Source organism: Streptomyces sp. MMG1121, assembly GCF_001280015.1.
GTDB lineage: Bacteria > Actinomycetota > Actinomycetes > Streptomycetales > Streptomycetaceae > Streptomyces.
This window is the reverse complement of record NZ_LGDV01000190.1, coordinates 1-14950: the sequence shown is the minus strand read 5'-3', so window position 1 is coordinate 14950 and position 14950 is coordinate 1. Positions and strand designations below refer to the sequence as shown.

Annotated in this window: 13 protein-coding genes; 1 reads left to right on the top strand and 12 read right to left on the bottom strand. The window is 72.1% G+C overall.

What is annotated here, in order from left to right:
* Nucleotides 1-7: 7 nt before the first annotated feature.
* The 9 genes from ADK64_RS19550 to ADK64_RS19510 all read right to left on the bottom strand — a co-directional run bounded on the left by ADK64_RS19550 (nucleotide 8) and on the right by ADK64_RS19510 (nucleotide 9897).
* Entirely contained in the window at nucleotides 8-808 is an 801-nt protein-coding gene (locus ADK64_RS19550; RefSeq protein WP_053660721.1) for an HAD family hydrolase, read from the bottom strand.
* Entirely contained in the window at nucleotides 805-2082 is a 1278-nt protein-coding gene (serS, locus tag ADK64_RS19545) for a serine--tRNA ligase (protein WP_053660719.1), read from the bottom strand. The genes ADK64_RS19550 and serS overlap by 4 nt, the downstream gene beginning before the upstream one ends.
* 595 nt (nucleotides 2083-2677) lie before the next feature.
* A complete protein-coding gene (gene pheA / locus ADK64_RS19540; protein ID WP_053660717.1) occupies nucleotides 2678-3610 on the bottom strand; it encodes a prephenate dehydratase in 933 nt (310 codons plus the stop codon).
* A gap of 100 nt (nucleotides 3611-3710) precedes the next feature.
* Complete coding sequence (gene efeB / locus ADK64_RS19535; protein ID WP_053660715.1) at nucleotides 3711-4994, bottom strand: iron uptake transporter deferrochelatase/peroxidase subunit; 1284 nt, start codon at nucleotides 4992-4994, stop codon at nucleotides 3711-3713.
* Between the two features lie 8 nt (nucleotides 4995-5002).
* Nucleotides 5003-6910, bottom strand: a complete 1908-nt coding sequence (locus tag ADK64_RS19530) for a copper resistance CopC/CopD family protein (RefSeq protein ID WP_053660713.1) — start codon at nucleotides 6908-6910, stop codon at nucleotides 5003-5005.
* Between the two features lie 13 nt (nucleotides 6911-6923).
* On the bottom strand, nucleotides 6924-7394 hold the full coding sequence (locus ADK64_RS19525) for a copper chaperone PCu(A)C (protein WP_053661186.1): 471 nt from the start codon (nucleotides 7392-7394) through the stop codon (nucleotides 6924-6926).
* An 8-nt stretch (nucleotides 7395-7402) separates the two neighbouring features.
* Complete coding sequence (locus ADK64_RS19520; RefSeq protein WP_053660712.1) at nucleotides 7403-8056, bottom strand: SCO family protein; 654 nt, start codon at nucleotides 8054-8056, stop codon at nucleotides 7403-7405.
* A gap of 78 nt (nucleotides 8057-8134) precedes the next feature.
* Nucleotides 8135-8887 (bottom strand): YcnI family protein, encoded by a 753-nt coding sequence (locus ADK64_RS19515; RefSeq protein ID WP_053660710.1) that lies wholly within the window; start codon nucleotides 8885-8887, stop codon nucleotides 8135-8137.
* A 146-nt stretch (nucleotides 8888-9033) separates the two neighbouring features.
* On the bottom strand, nucleotides 9034-9897 hold the full coding sequence (locus ADK64_RS19510; RefSeq protein ID WP_053660708.1) for a hypothetical protein: 864 nt from the start codon (nucleotides 9895-9897) through the stop codon (nucleotides 9034-9036).
* Between the two features lie 186 nt (nucleotides 9898-10083).
* On the opposite strand from ADK64_RS19510, the gene ADK64_RS19505 reads away from it, so the two are divergent.
* Nucleotides 10084-10530, top strand: a complete 447-nt coding sequence (locus ADK64_RS19505) for an ATP-binding protein (RefSeq protein ID WP_053660706.1) — start codon at nucleotides 10084-10086, stop codon at nucleotides 10528-10530.
* An 81-nt stretch (nucleotides 10531-10611) separates the two neighbouring features.
* On the opposite strand, the gene ADK64_RS19500 is transcribed toward ADK64_RS19505, so the two are convergent.
* The 3 genes from ADK64_RS19500 to ADK64_RS19490 all read right to left on the bottom strand — a co-directional run.
* On the bottom strand, nucleotides 10612-11979 hold the full coding sequence (locus tag ADK64_RS19500; protein WP_053661185.1) for a PLP-dependent aminotransferase family protein: 1368 nt from the start codon (nucleotides 11977-11979) through the stop codon (nucleotides 10612-10614).
* Nucleotides 11980-12046: 67 nt separating this feature from the next.
* Entirely contained in the window at nucleotides 12047-13534 is a 1488-nt protein-coding gene (locus ADK64_RS19495; RefSeq protein ID WP_053660704.1) for an aminopeptidase P family protein, read from the bottom strand.
* A 151-nt stretch (nucleotides 13535-13685) separates the two neighbouring features.
* Nucleotides 13686-14950 (bottom strand): PP2C family protein-serine/threonine phosphatase (locus ADK64_RS19490; protein WP_053660702.1); only part of this gene is annotated, 1265 nt, incomplete at its 5' end.

Here is a 14950-nt window from a genome sequence, read left to right as displayed (position 1 = left end):
CGAACGTTCAGCCCAGCAACCGCTCCAGCACCACCGCGATCCCGTCCTCCTCGTTGGTGGCCGTCACCTCGTCGGCCACCTCGCGGAGTTCTTCGTGGGCGTTGGCCATGGCTATGCCCCGAGCCGACCAGGCGAACATCGGGATGTCGTTGGGCATGTCGCCGAAGGCGATCGTGTCGGCCGCCTTCAGGCCCAGCCGACGGGCCGCGAGGGACAGGCCCGTGGCCTTGGACAGGCCGAGCGGCAGCAGTTCCACGATGCCCTCGCCGGCCATCGCCACGGTGACGAAACCGCCGGCCGCCCGCCGGGCCGCCTCCGCCAGCTCGTCGTCGCTCATCGTCGGATGCTGTATGTAGATCTTGTTCAGCGGAGCGGTCCACAGGTCGGACGCGTCCGTGAACGGGGTCGCGGGCAGCGTGCCCGTGACCGCGTACCCCGGCCCCACCAGTACCTCGCCGTCCAGCCCGTCCCGGCTGGCCGCCAGATACAGCGGGCCCACCTCGGCCTCGATCTTGGCCAGGGCCACGCGCGCCAGCTGCCGGTCCAGCGTCACGGACGTGAGCAGGCGGTGCTGCCCGGCGTCGTAGACCTGGGCGCCCTGGCCGCAGACGGCGAGGCCCTGGTAGCCGAGGTCGTCCAGGATGTGCCGGGTCCAGGGGACCGCGCGGCCGGTGACCACGATGTGCGCCGCGCCCGCCGCGGTGGCCGCGGCGAGCGCGTCACGGGTGCGCTGCGAGACCGACTCGTCGGAGCGCAGGAGCGTTCCGTCGAGGTCGGTGGCGATCAGTCGGTACGGGAAGCCGGTCACTTGGCGACCGGCTCCAGGACCTCCCGGCCACCCAGGTACGGGCGCAGCACCTCGGGGACGCGCACGGAGCCGTCGGCCTGCTGGTGGTTCTCCAGGATCGCCACGATCGTGCGCGGCACGGCGCACAGCGTGCCGTTCAGGGTGGCGAGCGGCCTGACCTGCTTGCCGTCACGCATCCGGATCGACAGCCGGCGGGACTGGAACTCGGTGCAGTCCGAGGTCGAGGTCAGCTCGCGGTACTTGCCCTGGGTCGGGATCCACGCCTCGCAGTCGAACTTGCGGGCGGCCGAGGAGCCGAGGTCGGCGGTGGCGACGTCGATCACGCGGAACGGCAGCTCCAGCGAGGTCAGCCACTGCTTCTCCCACTCCAGCAGGCGCTGGTGCTCGGCCTGGGAGTCCTCGGGCGTGACGTACGTGAACATCTCGACCTTGTCGAACTGGTGCACCCGGAAGATGCCCCGGGTGTCCTTGCCGTGCGAGCCGGCCTCGCGGCGGAAGCAGGGCGAGAAGCCCGCGTACCGCAGGGGCAGCCGGTCGGCGTCGATGATCTCGTCCATGTGGTAGGCCGCCAGCGGGACCTCGGAGGTGCCGACCAGGTACAGGTCGTCCTTGTCGAGGTGGTAGACGTCCTGGGCGGCCTGGCCGAGGAAGCCGGTGCCCGCCATGGACTGCGGGCGCACCAGGGCCGGGGTGAGCATGGGCGTGAAGCCGGCCGCGGTCGCCTGGGCGATCGCCGCGTTCACCAGGGCCAGCTCCAGCAGGGCGCCGACGCCGGTGAGGAAGTAGAAGCGGGAGCCGGAGACCTTGGCGCCGCGTTCGACGTCGATGGCGCCGAGGATCGTGCCGAGCTCCAGGTGGTCCTTGGGCTCGAAGCCCTCGGCACCGAAGTCACGGATCGTGCCGTGCGTCTCCAGCGTGACGAAGTCCTCCTCGCCGCCGACGGGTACGTCGGGGTGGACGAGGTTGCCGAGCTGGAGCAGCAGCTCCTGCGTCTCGGTGTCGGCCGCGTCCCGCTCGACGTCGGCGGCCTTGACGTCGGCCTTCAGCTGCTCGGCACGCCCCAGCAGCTCGGCCTTCTCGTCGCCGGTGGCCTTGGGGATCAGCTTGCCGAGCTGCTTCTGCTCGGCGCGCAGTTCGTCGAAGCGGACGCCGGAGGACCTGCGCCGCTCGTCGGCAGACAGGAGAGAGTCGACGAGCGCGACGTCCTCTCCACGGGCGCGCTGGGATGCGCGCACACGGTCGGGGTCCTCACGAAGCAGGCGAAGGTCAATCACGAGGCCAAGGCTACCGGTGCGGGCTCGCCGCTCACGAATCACTATTCCGAGGAGTTCTGATTCGTTCCTGTTCGACCGCTTACGATCCGTTATGCGTAAATTGCGGAACGTGTCAGAACGATGCCGGAACGCGTCAAGGAAAAGTGTCTCACTCCCTGGGACGGGGCACGCTCCGGGCGCCTGGTTGACCGGATTCCCTTGTGGAGGACGGGACTTCGCGGCCCCGCTGTCCACAGAAATCCACACCCTCGGAAAAGTTATCCACAGGCTGTGTGGAAGGTCTGTGGACTTCGGAATTGATCACTCCGGAAGTTGTCGCCGGACTGAAGAATTCCCGGTTCAAACAGGGGCGACACCCGCTTTCGGGTGGAAAGGGGTCGCCCCAAAAGATGAACCAAAGGAAACGAGTGGACGAAGGGTGACCTGCCGGGTGATGGACGCGCTACCGGCTCCAGGGGCGATTTGTCGACTGAGTCGCACACCCCTGTCGACTTGTCCCCAGGTCGAGAAGCGGACCTGTGGATAACTTCTGTGGATAACGAAGATATGCAGGTAGGACAAGCTCGAAGCAGTCTATGGCTGGATTGCCACCGGATCAGAACCGGCCGTCCTGGCAGCGCGCGACCCAGTCCGCCGCCGCCATGAACTCCTCGTCCGACGTCCCCGGCGGCGTCGTACGGGCCTCGGCCGGCGTGATGTCCGCGCGCGGATAGGACCCGAGGAAACGCACCTGGAGACAGATCCGCTTCAGCCCCATCAGCGTCTCCGCCATCCGCCGGTCGGAGATGTGGCCCTCGGCGTCGATGCAGAAGCAGTAGTTGCCGATTCCGGCGCCGGTCGGGCGGGACTGCAGCAGCATGAGGTTGATGCCGCGCGAGGCGAACTCGCCGAGCAGGTCGCGCAGGGCGCCGGGGTGGTCGTCGCGCTGCCACAGCACCACCGAGGTCTTGTCGGCGCCGGTCGGCGCGGCGGGCCGGGCCGGGCGGCCGACCAGCACGAACCGGGTCTGCGCGTTCTCCGCGTCGTGGATCCCGGTCTCCAGGGCCTCGAGGCCGTACCGGGCGGCGGCGAACTCGCCCGCGAAGGCGGCGTCGTAGCGGCCCTCCTGGACCAGGCGGGCGGCATCCGCGTTCGAGGCGGCCGACTCCCAGACCGCGTCCGGGAGGTGGGTGCGCAGCCAGTTGCGCACCTGCGGCTGGGCCGCCGGATGGGCGGAGACCGTCTTGATGTCCGTGAGCTTCGTGCCGGGCCGGACCAGCAGCGCGAAGGTGATCGACAGCAGCACCTCGCGGTAGATGGTCAGCGGTGTGCCCGCGACCAGCTCGTCCAGGGTGGTGGTGATGCCGCCCTCGACGGAGTTCTCGATCGGCACGAACGCGGCCTCGGCCTCGCCGGCCCGCACCGCGTCCAGCGCGGACTGCACCGACACATACGGGACGAGTTCCCGGGTGGCCGTTTCCGGGAGCGTCCGCAGGGCGACTTCGGTGAAGGTGCCCTCGGGGCCGAGATACGCATAGCTCGCTGGCATGTCCTCACCCTAATGGCCGCGCGCGGCCCCGGCTCGGGTGTCTCACGACAACCACTCGACCGGGTGGTTTGAACCCGGAAAACCAGCGAATGGAGAGGGATCACCCTTCCAGCAGCCGCTGCCCCACGTACTCGCCCTGCGCGGCCCCGCCCGGCACCGCGAACAGCCCGCTCGACTCGTGCCGGATGAACTGCGACAGCGCGTCGCCCCGGTCGAGCTTGCGCTGCACGGGTACGAAGCCGCGCAGCGGGTCGGCCTGCCAGCAGACGAAGAGGAGACCAGCGTCGGGCGCGCCGTCCGTGTCGAAGCCGTCGTGGTAGGAGAACGGGCGCCGCAGTATGGCCGCGCCGCCGTTCTGGTCGGGCCGGGTGATACGGGCGTGTGCGTTGAGCGGGACGACGTACTCGCCCTTGGCGTCGGCCTTCTCCAGGTCCATCGGAGTCGTCTCGGCGCCGCCGGACAGTGGCGCCCCGTTGGACTTGCGGCGCCCGATGACCGACTCCTGAGCCGTCACCGACAGCTTCTCCCAGTCGTCCAGGAGCATGCGGATACGGCGTACGACGGCGTAGGAGCCGTTCGCCATCCAGGCCGGCTCGCCCGAGGCGGGCACGAAGATCCGCTGGTCGAAGTCGGAGTCGGCCGGCTTCGGATTGCGGGTGCCGTCGAGCTGGCCCATGAGGTTGCGGGCCGTCATGGGGTGCGCGGTGGCGCCCGGGGTGCGGTTGAAGCCGTTCATCTGCCAGCGCAGCCGGGCCGCGCCGCCCGCGTCCTGCTGGATCGCGCGCAGGGCGTGGAAGGCGACCAGGGCGTCGTTCGCGCCGATCTGCACCCACAGATCACCGTCGCTGCGCGCCTTGTCCAGGTGGTCGGAGGAGAAGTCCGGCAGCGGGTCCAGTGCGCCCGGCCGCTGCTTCTCCAGCCCGGTCCGGCCGAAGAAGCCGTGCCCGAAGCCGAAGGTGATCGTCAGTGCGGAGGGGCCGGCGTCGCGGGCCACATCGGTGTCGTCGTGCGGCGCGGCCTCGCCCGCCATCAGCCGCTCGGCCGTCGTCGACCAGCGGCGCAGCAGAGCCGCCGCCTCCTTGCGGCCGGCGCCGGCCGCGAGGTCGAAGGCGACGAGATGGCCGCGCGCCTGGAGTCCCTCGGTGATGCCGGGCTGATGTTTCCCGTGAAACATCGCCCGGTCGGAGCCCACCGACGTCAGCGGCGTGGCCCGGGCGGGCGCGGCGGCATAGCCCACGGCCCCGCCGGTCGCGCCGAGGACGAGTCCGGTGGCGCCGGCGGTACCGAGCAGCGCGCGCCGGGAGATGCCGTGGCCGCTCGGGGGACCGGGCTCCCCGGGAACCTCGGTGGCTGTACGGGCCTGCGGGATGGACGGGTCGGGCATGGTGTCGTTCAGCCGATCTGCGCGTTCTTGGACACGGTCACCTGGTCGATGTCGGAGGTCCGCACGGTGACGGCGATCTTCCAGTCGCCGGCCATGGGGATCTGCACTCCGCTCGCCGACCAGTGGCCGGTCGTGATGTGGTCGGGAGTCACGGGAAGCGGGCCGATCTTCTTCGCCTCGAGGGTGAAGGCGACCTTCACCTCGGGGATGTCGAAGGCCTGGCCGTTGGGCTTCTGGACGTAGATGTGCATCTCGTTGGCGCCCACGCCCGCGGGGTCGAGGTCGACGCTGACGACGCCCTTGCCGTTGGTGCCGCCGGTGTCGAAGGGCATGTCCAGGGTCAGCGCGCCGTTCGAGGGCGCGGTGGCCGAGCCGGTGGACGAGGTGGCGGCCTTGGCCTCCAGCTCGGTGCGGCCCGGTTCGGTCTGGGTCAGCCACGTGGTCACGACGAGCAGGACGACGGCGACGCCCGCCTCGGCGAGCACCGAGCGGCGCAGCCCGAAGCGATGGAGGTCCCCGTCGCGCAGCCGCTTCTGCCGCGCGGCGTCCACGGCGGCCCGCTGCCGGGCGAGCTGCGCGGCCCGCTGGGAGCCGCCGCCGCTCTCGCTCTTGCCGGTGGACTGCTGGGCCGCACCGGACGCCACCCGCTCCTTCTCGGGCTTCGCGCTCCCTGCGGCCACCGTCGTGTCCGCGAGCCGCCGCGTCCACCGCCGCGACACCGACGCGACGGCGACCATCACCCCGACCAGTCCGATCTTGACCAGCAGCAGCTGGCCGTACCGGGTGTCGGTGAACGCCGACCAGGAGCCGAGCTGACGCCAGGACTGATAGGTGCCGGTCGCGGCGAGCGTGGTGACGGAGCCGAAGGCCAGCCGGGAGAAGCGGCGCACGGCGGCGGCTTCGACCGGTGTCTCGGCGGGCGCCCGGTACAGGGCGACCAGCAGCGCGGTGAGCCCGCCCAGCCAGGCGGCGACGGCGAGCAGGTGGACGACGTCGACGGGCATGGCGATGCCCGGCTGGATCCCGACCGAGGCGTGCTCGGCCATGGCCCAGCTGGTCGCGAGCCCGGCCGCGACGACCACACCGCCGATGGCGAGTCCGAAGCTCAGGTCGCGCTTTTCCGCACCCTCCTCGCGCTTCGCGTAGGCGCCGAAGAGGACGGCGATGAACAGCGCGGCGGCGGCGAGCAGCAGCAGCCGGGAGACCAGGGCCGCACCGGTCTTGGTCTGGAGCACCTGGCCGAGCAGCCCGAGGTCGAAGATGTCGTCGGCCTTCCCGGAGGTGGTGTACGAGCCGCGCAGGAGCAGCAGCCACAGGGTGGCCGCGGTGAGTGTGAGCCAGCCGCCGACGACCAGCCGCTGCAGGGCCCGTACGCCGGCGCCGCGCCGCCAGCAGGCGAGCACGAAGGCCGCGCCGCCCGCGAGCACGATGAAGCCGGCGTACGAGGCGTACCGCCCGACCTGGTACAGCGCGCCCACGACTCCGCCGCCCACGACGGGTGCGTCGCTGGAGACGACGGTCTTCGAGGGCGCCCCGATGGAGAAGGTGTAGGCGCCGGAGACGGGGTGGCTGTCGGCCGAGATGACCTGCCAGCTGACCGTGTAGGTGCCCTTGCCGAGGCCGCTCTTGAGCTGCACGGCGTAGGTCGTGCCGCTGACGTTGGAGGGCTGGCCCGTCTGCACCGGCTTGCCCCCGGGGTCGAGGACACGCAGCGAGTTGGTGTTCGTCGCGACCTTCTCGGAAAAGGTGAGCGACACCTCCGTGGGAGCCTGCTTGACCACCACCCCCTGTGCGGGGTCGCTGCCGGTCAGCGCGGCGTGCGCGGAGGCGGGTGCGGCCCCCGCGAACAGCACGCCGGTGACGGCGAGAAGCAGCAGCACCAGGGTGCGCAGTCGGGGGGTGATGGTCCGCGTCAAGGTGGTCCCTCCCTCAGTGGCCGGTCGACGGGTTGTACGTCGCGGACTTCACCGGCATCTCGACGGTGAGGGGCCCGGATTTCGCGAACGTGAGCTTCACGGTGACCGTCTGGCCCTGCTTCGGCTGTCGCTTCAGCTTCTCGAACATCAGATGGTTGCCGCCGCTTTTGAACACGAGTTGACCGTGGGCGGGTATGGCGAAGGAGTTCTGCTCCTGCATGGCGCCGCCCATGGTGCTGTGCATGGTGACCTGGCCGGCGGCATGGCTGCTCACCGACGTCAGCTCGTCCTTGGCACCGCCCTTGTTGGTGATCGTCAGAAAGCCGGCGGCCATGTCGGCGGAGACCGGCTGCGGCATGTACGTCCCGCTGACCGACAGCTCGGCCTTCGCGGAGCCGGAACCGGAATCGGAGCCGGAGCAGCCCGCGAGGGCGAGGGTGCCGGCGAGCGCGGCGGTGGTCAGGACGGCCCGGCGCCGCGTCAGGGGCAGGTTCACGGGTTCTCCCCCTTGACGAGCTTGGGCAGGTCCTTGGTGTAGTCGTCGACCGTGGCGTTCTCGCCGTAGAGGACGTAACCGCCGTTCGTCTTCGGCGAGAACGCGATGACCTGGGTGCCGTGGACGGAGACGAGCTTGCCGTTCTTGTCCTTCGACGTCGGCTCCACGGAGATGCCGAGCGAGCGGGCGCCGGCCTGGATGGTGGCGAAGTTCCCGGTCAGGCCGATGAACTGCGGATCGATGCCCTTGAGCCACTTGCCCAGTTCGGCGGGAGTGTCGCGGCCGGGGTCGGTGGTGACGAACACGACCCGGAGGTCGTCCTGCTCGGCCTTGGGCAGCGCCTTCTTGGCGACGGCGATGTTGCTCATCGTCGTCGGGCAGATGTCGGGGCAGTGCGTGTAGCCGAAGTAGACCAGGGTCGGATGGCCCTGGGTCTCCCTGCGGAGGTCGTACTTCTTGCCGTGCGTGTCGGTGAGGACCAGGTCCGGCTTGTCGAAGGGCTGGTCGAGGACGGTGGCGGCCTTGCCCGAGTCGGACTCCTGCGAGACCACGGCGACCGGCGACTTGCTGTCGTTCCCGCTGCCGCAGGCGGAGAGGGTCAGGGTGGCGGCGGCGAGCAGCGCGGCCGCGGCGAACGTCTTCTTGCGCATAGAAAAATGTCCCAGATGTGAGAACTCCGGTGCGCATCGGGGCCGTACGACCCCGATGCGCGGTCCGGAAAGAGGGGGCTAGGCGGTCCGTCGGCGGCCCGCGAAGACGCCGTAGCCGACGCCCGCGGCGCCGACGACGATGCCGGCCACGCCGAGCACGCGCGCGGTGGTGTCGGTGTCGTGCGAGCCGGAGTCCGAGGCGGAGGCCGCGGTCTCGGTCTTGTCGGAGGTGTCCTTGGCGTTCGCCGAGCCGCCGTGGCCGTCGGCCGCGGCGGACAGCTCCAGCACGGGGGCCGGGTTCTCCGGCTCGCCCTGGCCCGCCTGCGGCACCTCGATCCAGCGGACGACCTCCTTGTTGGAGTACGTCTGGATCGCCTTGAACACCAGCTGGTCGGTGTTCTCGGGCAGGGCGCCGATGGACAGCGGGAACTTCTCGAAGAAGCCGGGCTGGATGCCCTTGCCGTCGGCGGCGGTCCAGGTGACCTTGGTGACGGCCTCGTCGATCTTCTCGCCGTGCATGGTCAGCGGCTTGTCCAGCTTGGACTTGGTGACCTGCACGTTCCAGCCGGGCAGGGGCTGGGGCATGACCGAGGCGAGCGGGTGGTCGGTGGGGAAGTTGACCTCGATCTTGGTCGTCGAGGCCTTGTCGCGCTCGTTGGGGACCTTGAAGTCGACGACCGCGTAGCCGCCCTTGGCCGCGGGACCCTCCGGCTGCACGGAGACGTGCGCGAAGGCGGGGGCGGACAGCGCCAGGACGGCCGTGCCGGCGATCGCGGTGGCGGCGGCGAGACGCGAGGCGGTGCGGCGAGGGGCGAAACGAGAAGCCTGCATGGCAGGAGCACTCCACTCTGAGAGTTCCGGTGGCATGGAGAGGTACGCGTGTGCGCACCGGTGCTGCTCGGAGCGTTCCCGGATGCGCACGCGCGCGTGCCGCGCGACGGCGGCGGACTCTCCGGTGGAGTGGTGCGCCCAGCGCGTCAGGCGGCGAGGAGGAAGGCGGCGGCGGGCGGGCCGCGCCGGATCACCGTGTGCTGGAGTGCGGTGGTGTGCGGGGCGGGCGCGTCGTCCCGGGCATCGCGCCGGGTGCGCGGGCCGGGGCGGGCGGCGGGCAGCAGCCCGGCGCACAGGGCGTGCGCCAGCGCGAGCGCCGCGCGCAGGGACCGGACGAGCGCGCCCTCCGCGACTCCGTGCGCCGACAGTTCGATCAGCCGCAGCAGGGCCAGATCGCCGCGGCGCAGCAGCCAGCCGGCGGCGACGGCCGCGAGGACGTGGCCGAGCAGCATCGGCAGCGAGGGCAGCAGCGCCGCGGCGGAGCCGACGGAGCCCGTGGCGCCGTGCGCGCCGGGCAGGGTGCCCGGGGCGGCGACGGGCCGGCCCGCACGGTTGATGAGATGGGCGTCGAGCAGCAGGTGGGAGGCGTGTCCGGGGGTGAGGCCGGTGGCGCCCGCCCCGCACAGCAGCCGCGCGGCCTGTTCGACGAGCGCGGTGTCGCTCAGCGCGGAGCCCGTCGTGCCGGTGGCGTTCATCGACCCCGTCGCCATGCCACCGGAGGCCATCGCGGCCCCGTGCTGACCCAGCCCGAACAGCGTGTGCAGCGCGGTCTGGCCGAGTGCGAGGAGTACGGCGATACCGGGCAGCGAGCGGGCCCGCCCGGCCAGCGGCACCACGACCAGCAGACAGCCGAGGAAGCCCACGCCCAGCGTCCACAACGGCACGCTCGCACAGGCGCCCAGGGAGTGCCCGCACGCGGCCAGCACGACACAGACCGCGGCGAACACCGCGGCCCGCAGGATCCGGAGCCCGGCTCCGGGGTGCGCCGTGCGCGCGTGGGGGGCAGTCATGGCGGCCTCATCATCGCACTGCCCTTATCGGCGCCCTACGGCAGGGCGCCTGAGCCGTCCCTCATACACCGATTCCTCCCGTGGCGCATCGGCTGTATGGGCGGCATCACGTCAACGGTGCGCTTACGGCCCCCTTTGGGCGGCAATACGTAACGGTATGTCGAGCCGCGGCCAGGAGGCTGGAGCATGAGCATCTGGTGGTCACTCCATCTGCGTCGCGAGGCCGCGAGCGTGCCGCTCGCCCGGCGGCTGTTGATCGGCACCATGGAGACGGCGGGCGTCGACCCCGACATCTCCTACGACCTGTCGGTCGCCCTGACCGAGGCCTGCGCGAACGCCGTCGAGCACGGCGGGGACACCGCTCGCGACGGCTCCTCGCAGGCGTACCGGGTGACGGCGTACCTCGACGGCGAGAAGTGCCGCATCGAAGTGGCCGATTCGGGGCCGGGGTTCGTCCGCACCCAGGACATCCGCACCGCCCGCGCGGACGCCGAGCACGGCCGCGGCCTGTGTCTGATCCGGGAACTGGCCGATCACGTCCACATCGGCGCCAAGCCCGGCCGGGGCGGGACGGTGGTCAGCTTCGACAAGATCCTCAAGTGGAAGAAGGATCCGTCACTGCTGACCGCCTGACGGGACGGTCCCTCGCGCAAAGGCCCGCACCGGACGCCCCCGCGCAAGGACCCGCACCGGACGCCCCGCGCGAGGACCCGCTCAGCCGTCCAGCACCTTCGCCAGTGCCTCCAGCGCCTCGGGGTAGGTCCGTTCGCGTGGTGTGCCGTAACCGACGACCAGGCCCTGGGGGCGGTCGGTGGCGGCGGGGGTGTGCCAGTGGTCGCCGAGGGTGCCGATGGCGAGGCCCTCGGCCTCCGCGCGGGCCAGGGCCCCGGCCTCGTCGGGGACTTCGATCAGCGCGTGCAGTCCGGCCGCGATGCCGCGCACCCCGCGGTCCGTGCCGAGCCGGTCCAGGAGCTGGTCGCGTCGGCGCCGGTAACGCAGCCGGCACGCGCGTACGTGACGGTCGTAGGCGTGGCTGTCGATCAGCTCGGCGAGCGCCAGCTGGCCGATGGTCTCGGTGTGGTGGTCGCTGTGCAGTTTGGCGTCGGCGACCGCGTCGACCAGGTGCGGGGGCAGCACCATCCAGCCCAGGCGCAGCCCCGGGCCGAGCGTCTTGGACGCGGTGCCCAGATAGACGACCTGGCCGGGCGCCATGCCCTGCAGCGCGCCCACCGGCTGGCGGTCGTAGCGGAACTCGCCGTCGTAGTCGTCCTCGATGATCAGCGCCCCGCGCGCGCGTGCCCAGTCGACGAGCGCCCGCCGCCGCTCGGGGTGCAGGGTCACCCCGGTCGGGTACTGGTGCGCCGGGGTGACCACCACCGCGGCCGCCTCGCCCAGTTCCTCGGGGCGCACCCCGCGCGCGTCGACCGGCGCAGGGCGCACGGTCCCGCCGTTGCGCCGCACCACCTCCCGGTGGAACGGCAGCCCGGGGTCCTCCATGGCGACGGTGGCGCCGTCCAGCACGCGCGTGAGGAGCGCGAGGCCCTGTACGTACCCGGAGGTGACGACGATCCGCTCCGGGGGTGCGATGACCCCGCGTGCCCGGCCCAGGTAGCCCGACAGGGCCGTGCGCAGCTCGATCCGGCCGCGCGGGTCGCCGTAGTCGTACGCCAGGGAGGGTGCCGTCGCGATGGCGCGGCGCAGCGCGCGCAGCCAGGCTCCCGCAGGGAACGCGCCGACGTCCGGGCTGCCGGGGCGCAGGTCGAAACGCGGTGCACGCGCGTGTGCGGGCGCCGGCGGAGCCTCGGCGGCCTGCGGGCGCAGCGCGGCGACCCGGGTTCCCGATCCCTGACGTGCCGTCAGGTAACCCTCCGCCACCAGCTGGTCGTACGCCGACTTCGCCGTGCCCCGGGAGACCCCGAGGTCGGCGGCGAGGCGCCGGGTGGCCGGCAGCCGGGTCCCGGGCGTGAGCCGTCCGTCCCGGATGGCGTCCCTGAGTGCCCGCTCCAGCCCGATCCGGCGGCCGTCCCCCGTGTCGGTCTCGAGATGCAGGTCCACACCCGCACCGGACCAGAAGTCGTCCACGAACACCCTCCCCCTAGGCGTGCCAATGGCCGGGCACCTCCCCGGCACCCGGCCATTGAAGCTCAGGTCAGCCCTTCAGGGCCGCCATCCACGCCTCGACCTCGTCGGAGCGGCGCGGCAGACCCGCGGACAGGTTCCGGTTGCCGTCCGCCGTCACGAGGATGTCGTCCTCGATGCGGACGCCGATGCCCCGGTACTCCTGCGGCACCGTCAGGTCGTCGGCCTGGAAGTACAGGCCCGGCTCGACGGTGAGGACCATGCCCGGCTCCAGCGTGCCGTCGACGTACGTCTCGGTCCGCGCGACGGCGCAGTCGTGGACGTCCATGCCGAGCATGTGGCCGGTGCCGTGCAGCGTCCAGCGGCGCTGCAGGCTCAGCTCCAGGACCCGCTCGACCGGGCCCTCGACCAGGCCCCACTCGACGAGCTTCGTGGCGAGCACACGCTGGGCGGCGTCGTGGAAGTCGCGGTACTTGGCGCCCGGCCGGACGGCCGCGATACCGGCCTCCTGGGCCTCGTACACGGCGTCGTAGACCTTCTTCTGGAGCTCGCTGTACGTGCCGTTGACCGGCAGCGTGCGCGTGACGTCCGCGGTGTAGAGCGTGTGCGTCTCCACGCCGGCGTCGAGCAGGAGCAGGTCGCCGGGGCGGACCGGGCCGTCGTTGCGGACCCAGTGCAGGGTGCAGGCGTGCGGGCCGGCCGCGCATATGGAGCCGTAGCCGACGTCGTTGCCCTCCACGCGCGCGCGGAGGAAGAACGTGCCCTCGATGTAGCGCTCGGACGTGGCCTCCGCCTTGTCCAGGACCTTCACCACGTCCTCGAAGCCGCGCACCGTCGAGTCGACGGCCTTCTGCAGCTCGCCGATCTCGAACTCGTCCTTGACCAGCCGGGCCTCGGAGAGGAAGACGCGCAGCTCCTCGTCGCGCTCGGCGGTGACCTTGTCGGTCAGCGCGGCCTCGATGCCGGCGTCGTAGCCGCGCACGACGCGCACCGGGCCGGTGGCCTCGCGGAGCTTGTCCGCCAGTTCGCGCACGTCGGAGGCCGGGATGCCGTACAGCGTCGCGGACTCGGTGAGGGAGTGGCGGCGGCCGACCCACAGCTCGCCCTGGCCGGAGAGCCAGAACTCGCCGTTCTCGCGGTCGGAGCGGGGCAGCAGATAGATCGTGGCGACGTGGCCGTCGTCCTTCGGCTCCAGGACCAGGACGCCGTCCTCGGTCTGGTCGCCGGTGAGGTAGGCGTACTCCACGGAGGAGCGGAAGGGGTACTCGGTGTCGTTCGAGCGGGTCTTCAGGTTGCCCGCCGGGACGACCAGGCGCTCGCCCGGGAAGCGGGCGGAGAGCGCGGTACGGCGACGCGCGGTCTCGGCGGCCTGCGTGATCGGCTCCAGGTCACGCAGCTCGGTGTCGGCCCAGCCGGACTTCATGTTCTCGGCCAGCTCGTCGGAGACGCCCGGGTACAGGCCGTTCTTCCGCTGCTTGATGGGCTTCTCGGACTCAGTCTCCGGGCCCGCTGCGGTAGCAGCGTCATCGGGCACAGCCGGGTTGAGCTCGTCGGCCACGTGATCCTCCTCGGTACGGCGTGTGATCTCCCCCGGTGGCCCGTGACGCTCGCGATCGTGTCCGAGCGGGGGGCCTCCATCATCGTACGGTCGCACCGGAGTGGTACCGGGCCGGATGACCTGTTATGCCCGGCCATGCATGTCCGTGGGCTCAGTCGAAGCGGACTGCCAGCAGGGCCACGTCCTCCTCGCTGTCGGCCGTGTCCAGGCCGTCGGGCAGGACGGTGCGCAGGACGTGGTCGGCGACGGCGCCGGGGTCGTGGCGCAGGGCGCGCGGGATGCCGGCGGCGGCCGCGTGGAGGCGGGTGAAGGCGCGGTCCATGGGATCGCCGGTACGGTGCAGCAGCCCGTCGGTGTAGAGCAGGACGGTCTCTCCGGCCTCGGCCTGGATCTCCACGCTGGGCGCCTCCCAGCAGGCGAGCATGCCGAGCGGCGCGGAGACGGAGGTCTCGGCGAACTCGGTGCGCCGCGCGCCGATCAGCAGCGGCGGGCTGTGCCCGGCGCCGGCCAGGGTGACCTTGCGCAGGGCGGGCTCGCAGTAGGCGAACAGGGCGGTGGCCGAGCGGGCGGGCTCGGTCAGCCGCAGCAGCAGCTCCAGGTCGGACAGGACGGCGACCGGGTCCTCGCCCTCCATCACGGCGTACGCGCGCAGGGAGGCGCGCAGCCGGCCCATGGCGGCCACGGCGCTCGGGCCGGAGCCGGTGACCGAGCCGACGGACAGGCCGAGGGCGGCGTCGGGCAGCGGCAGCGCGTCGTACCAGTCGCCGCCGCCGCGCGGGCCGGTGCGGTGCCGGGCGGCGAGCTGGACGCCGGCCACGCGGGGCAGCCGGGAGGGCAGCAGTTCCTCGGTGATGGTCGCCACGCGCGCGCGTGTGCGTTCCACTTCCAGCAGCCGGGCGAGGTGCTCGGTGGCGTGCCGGACGTAGAGGCCGGCGAGATGGCGCCGGCGTTCGTCGGGCTCGGCCGGCTCGTCGTAGAGCCAGACGGCGGCGCCGAGGCGGCCGGCGGCGTCGGTGGCGAGGGGGAGGGCGTAGCTGGCGGCGTAGCCGAGGCGGGCGGCCACCTCGCGGTGCCGGGGGTCGAGGCCGTCCTCGGCGAGCAGGTCGGGGTGCGCGATCTCGGTGCCCGCGCCGGTGTCGTAGGGCAGCGCGTGGTGCGGGACGGTCTCGATGTGGCCGAGGTCGGCGTGGCCGAGGCCGAGGCCGAGGGTGGTGCACGGGCCGAGTCCGTCGGCGGGCTCCAGGACGACGAGGCCGCGGCGGGCGCCGACGAGGGCGGCTCCGGCGCGCAGCAGCTCGTGCAGGGCGGGGTCGAGCGTGTCCGTGCGGGACAGGCGCTCGGTGAGTTCGTGGAGGGTCGTGAGGTCCGAGACCCAGCCGGCCAGCCGGTCCTGGAGGAGGGTGCCGGGGGCGGGGG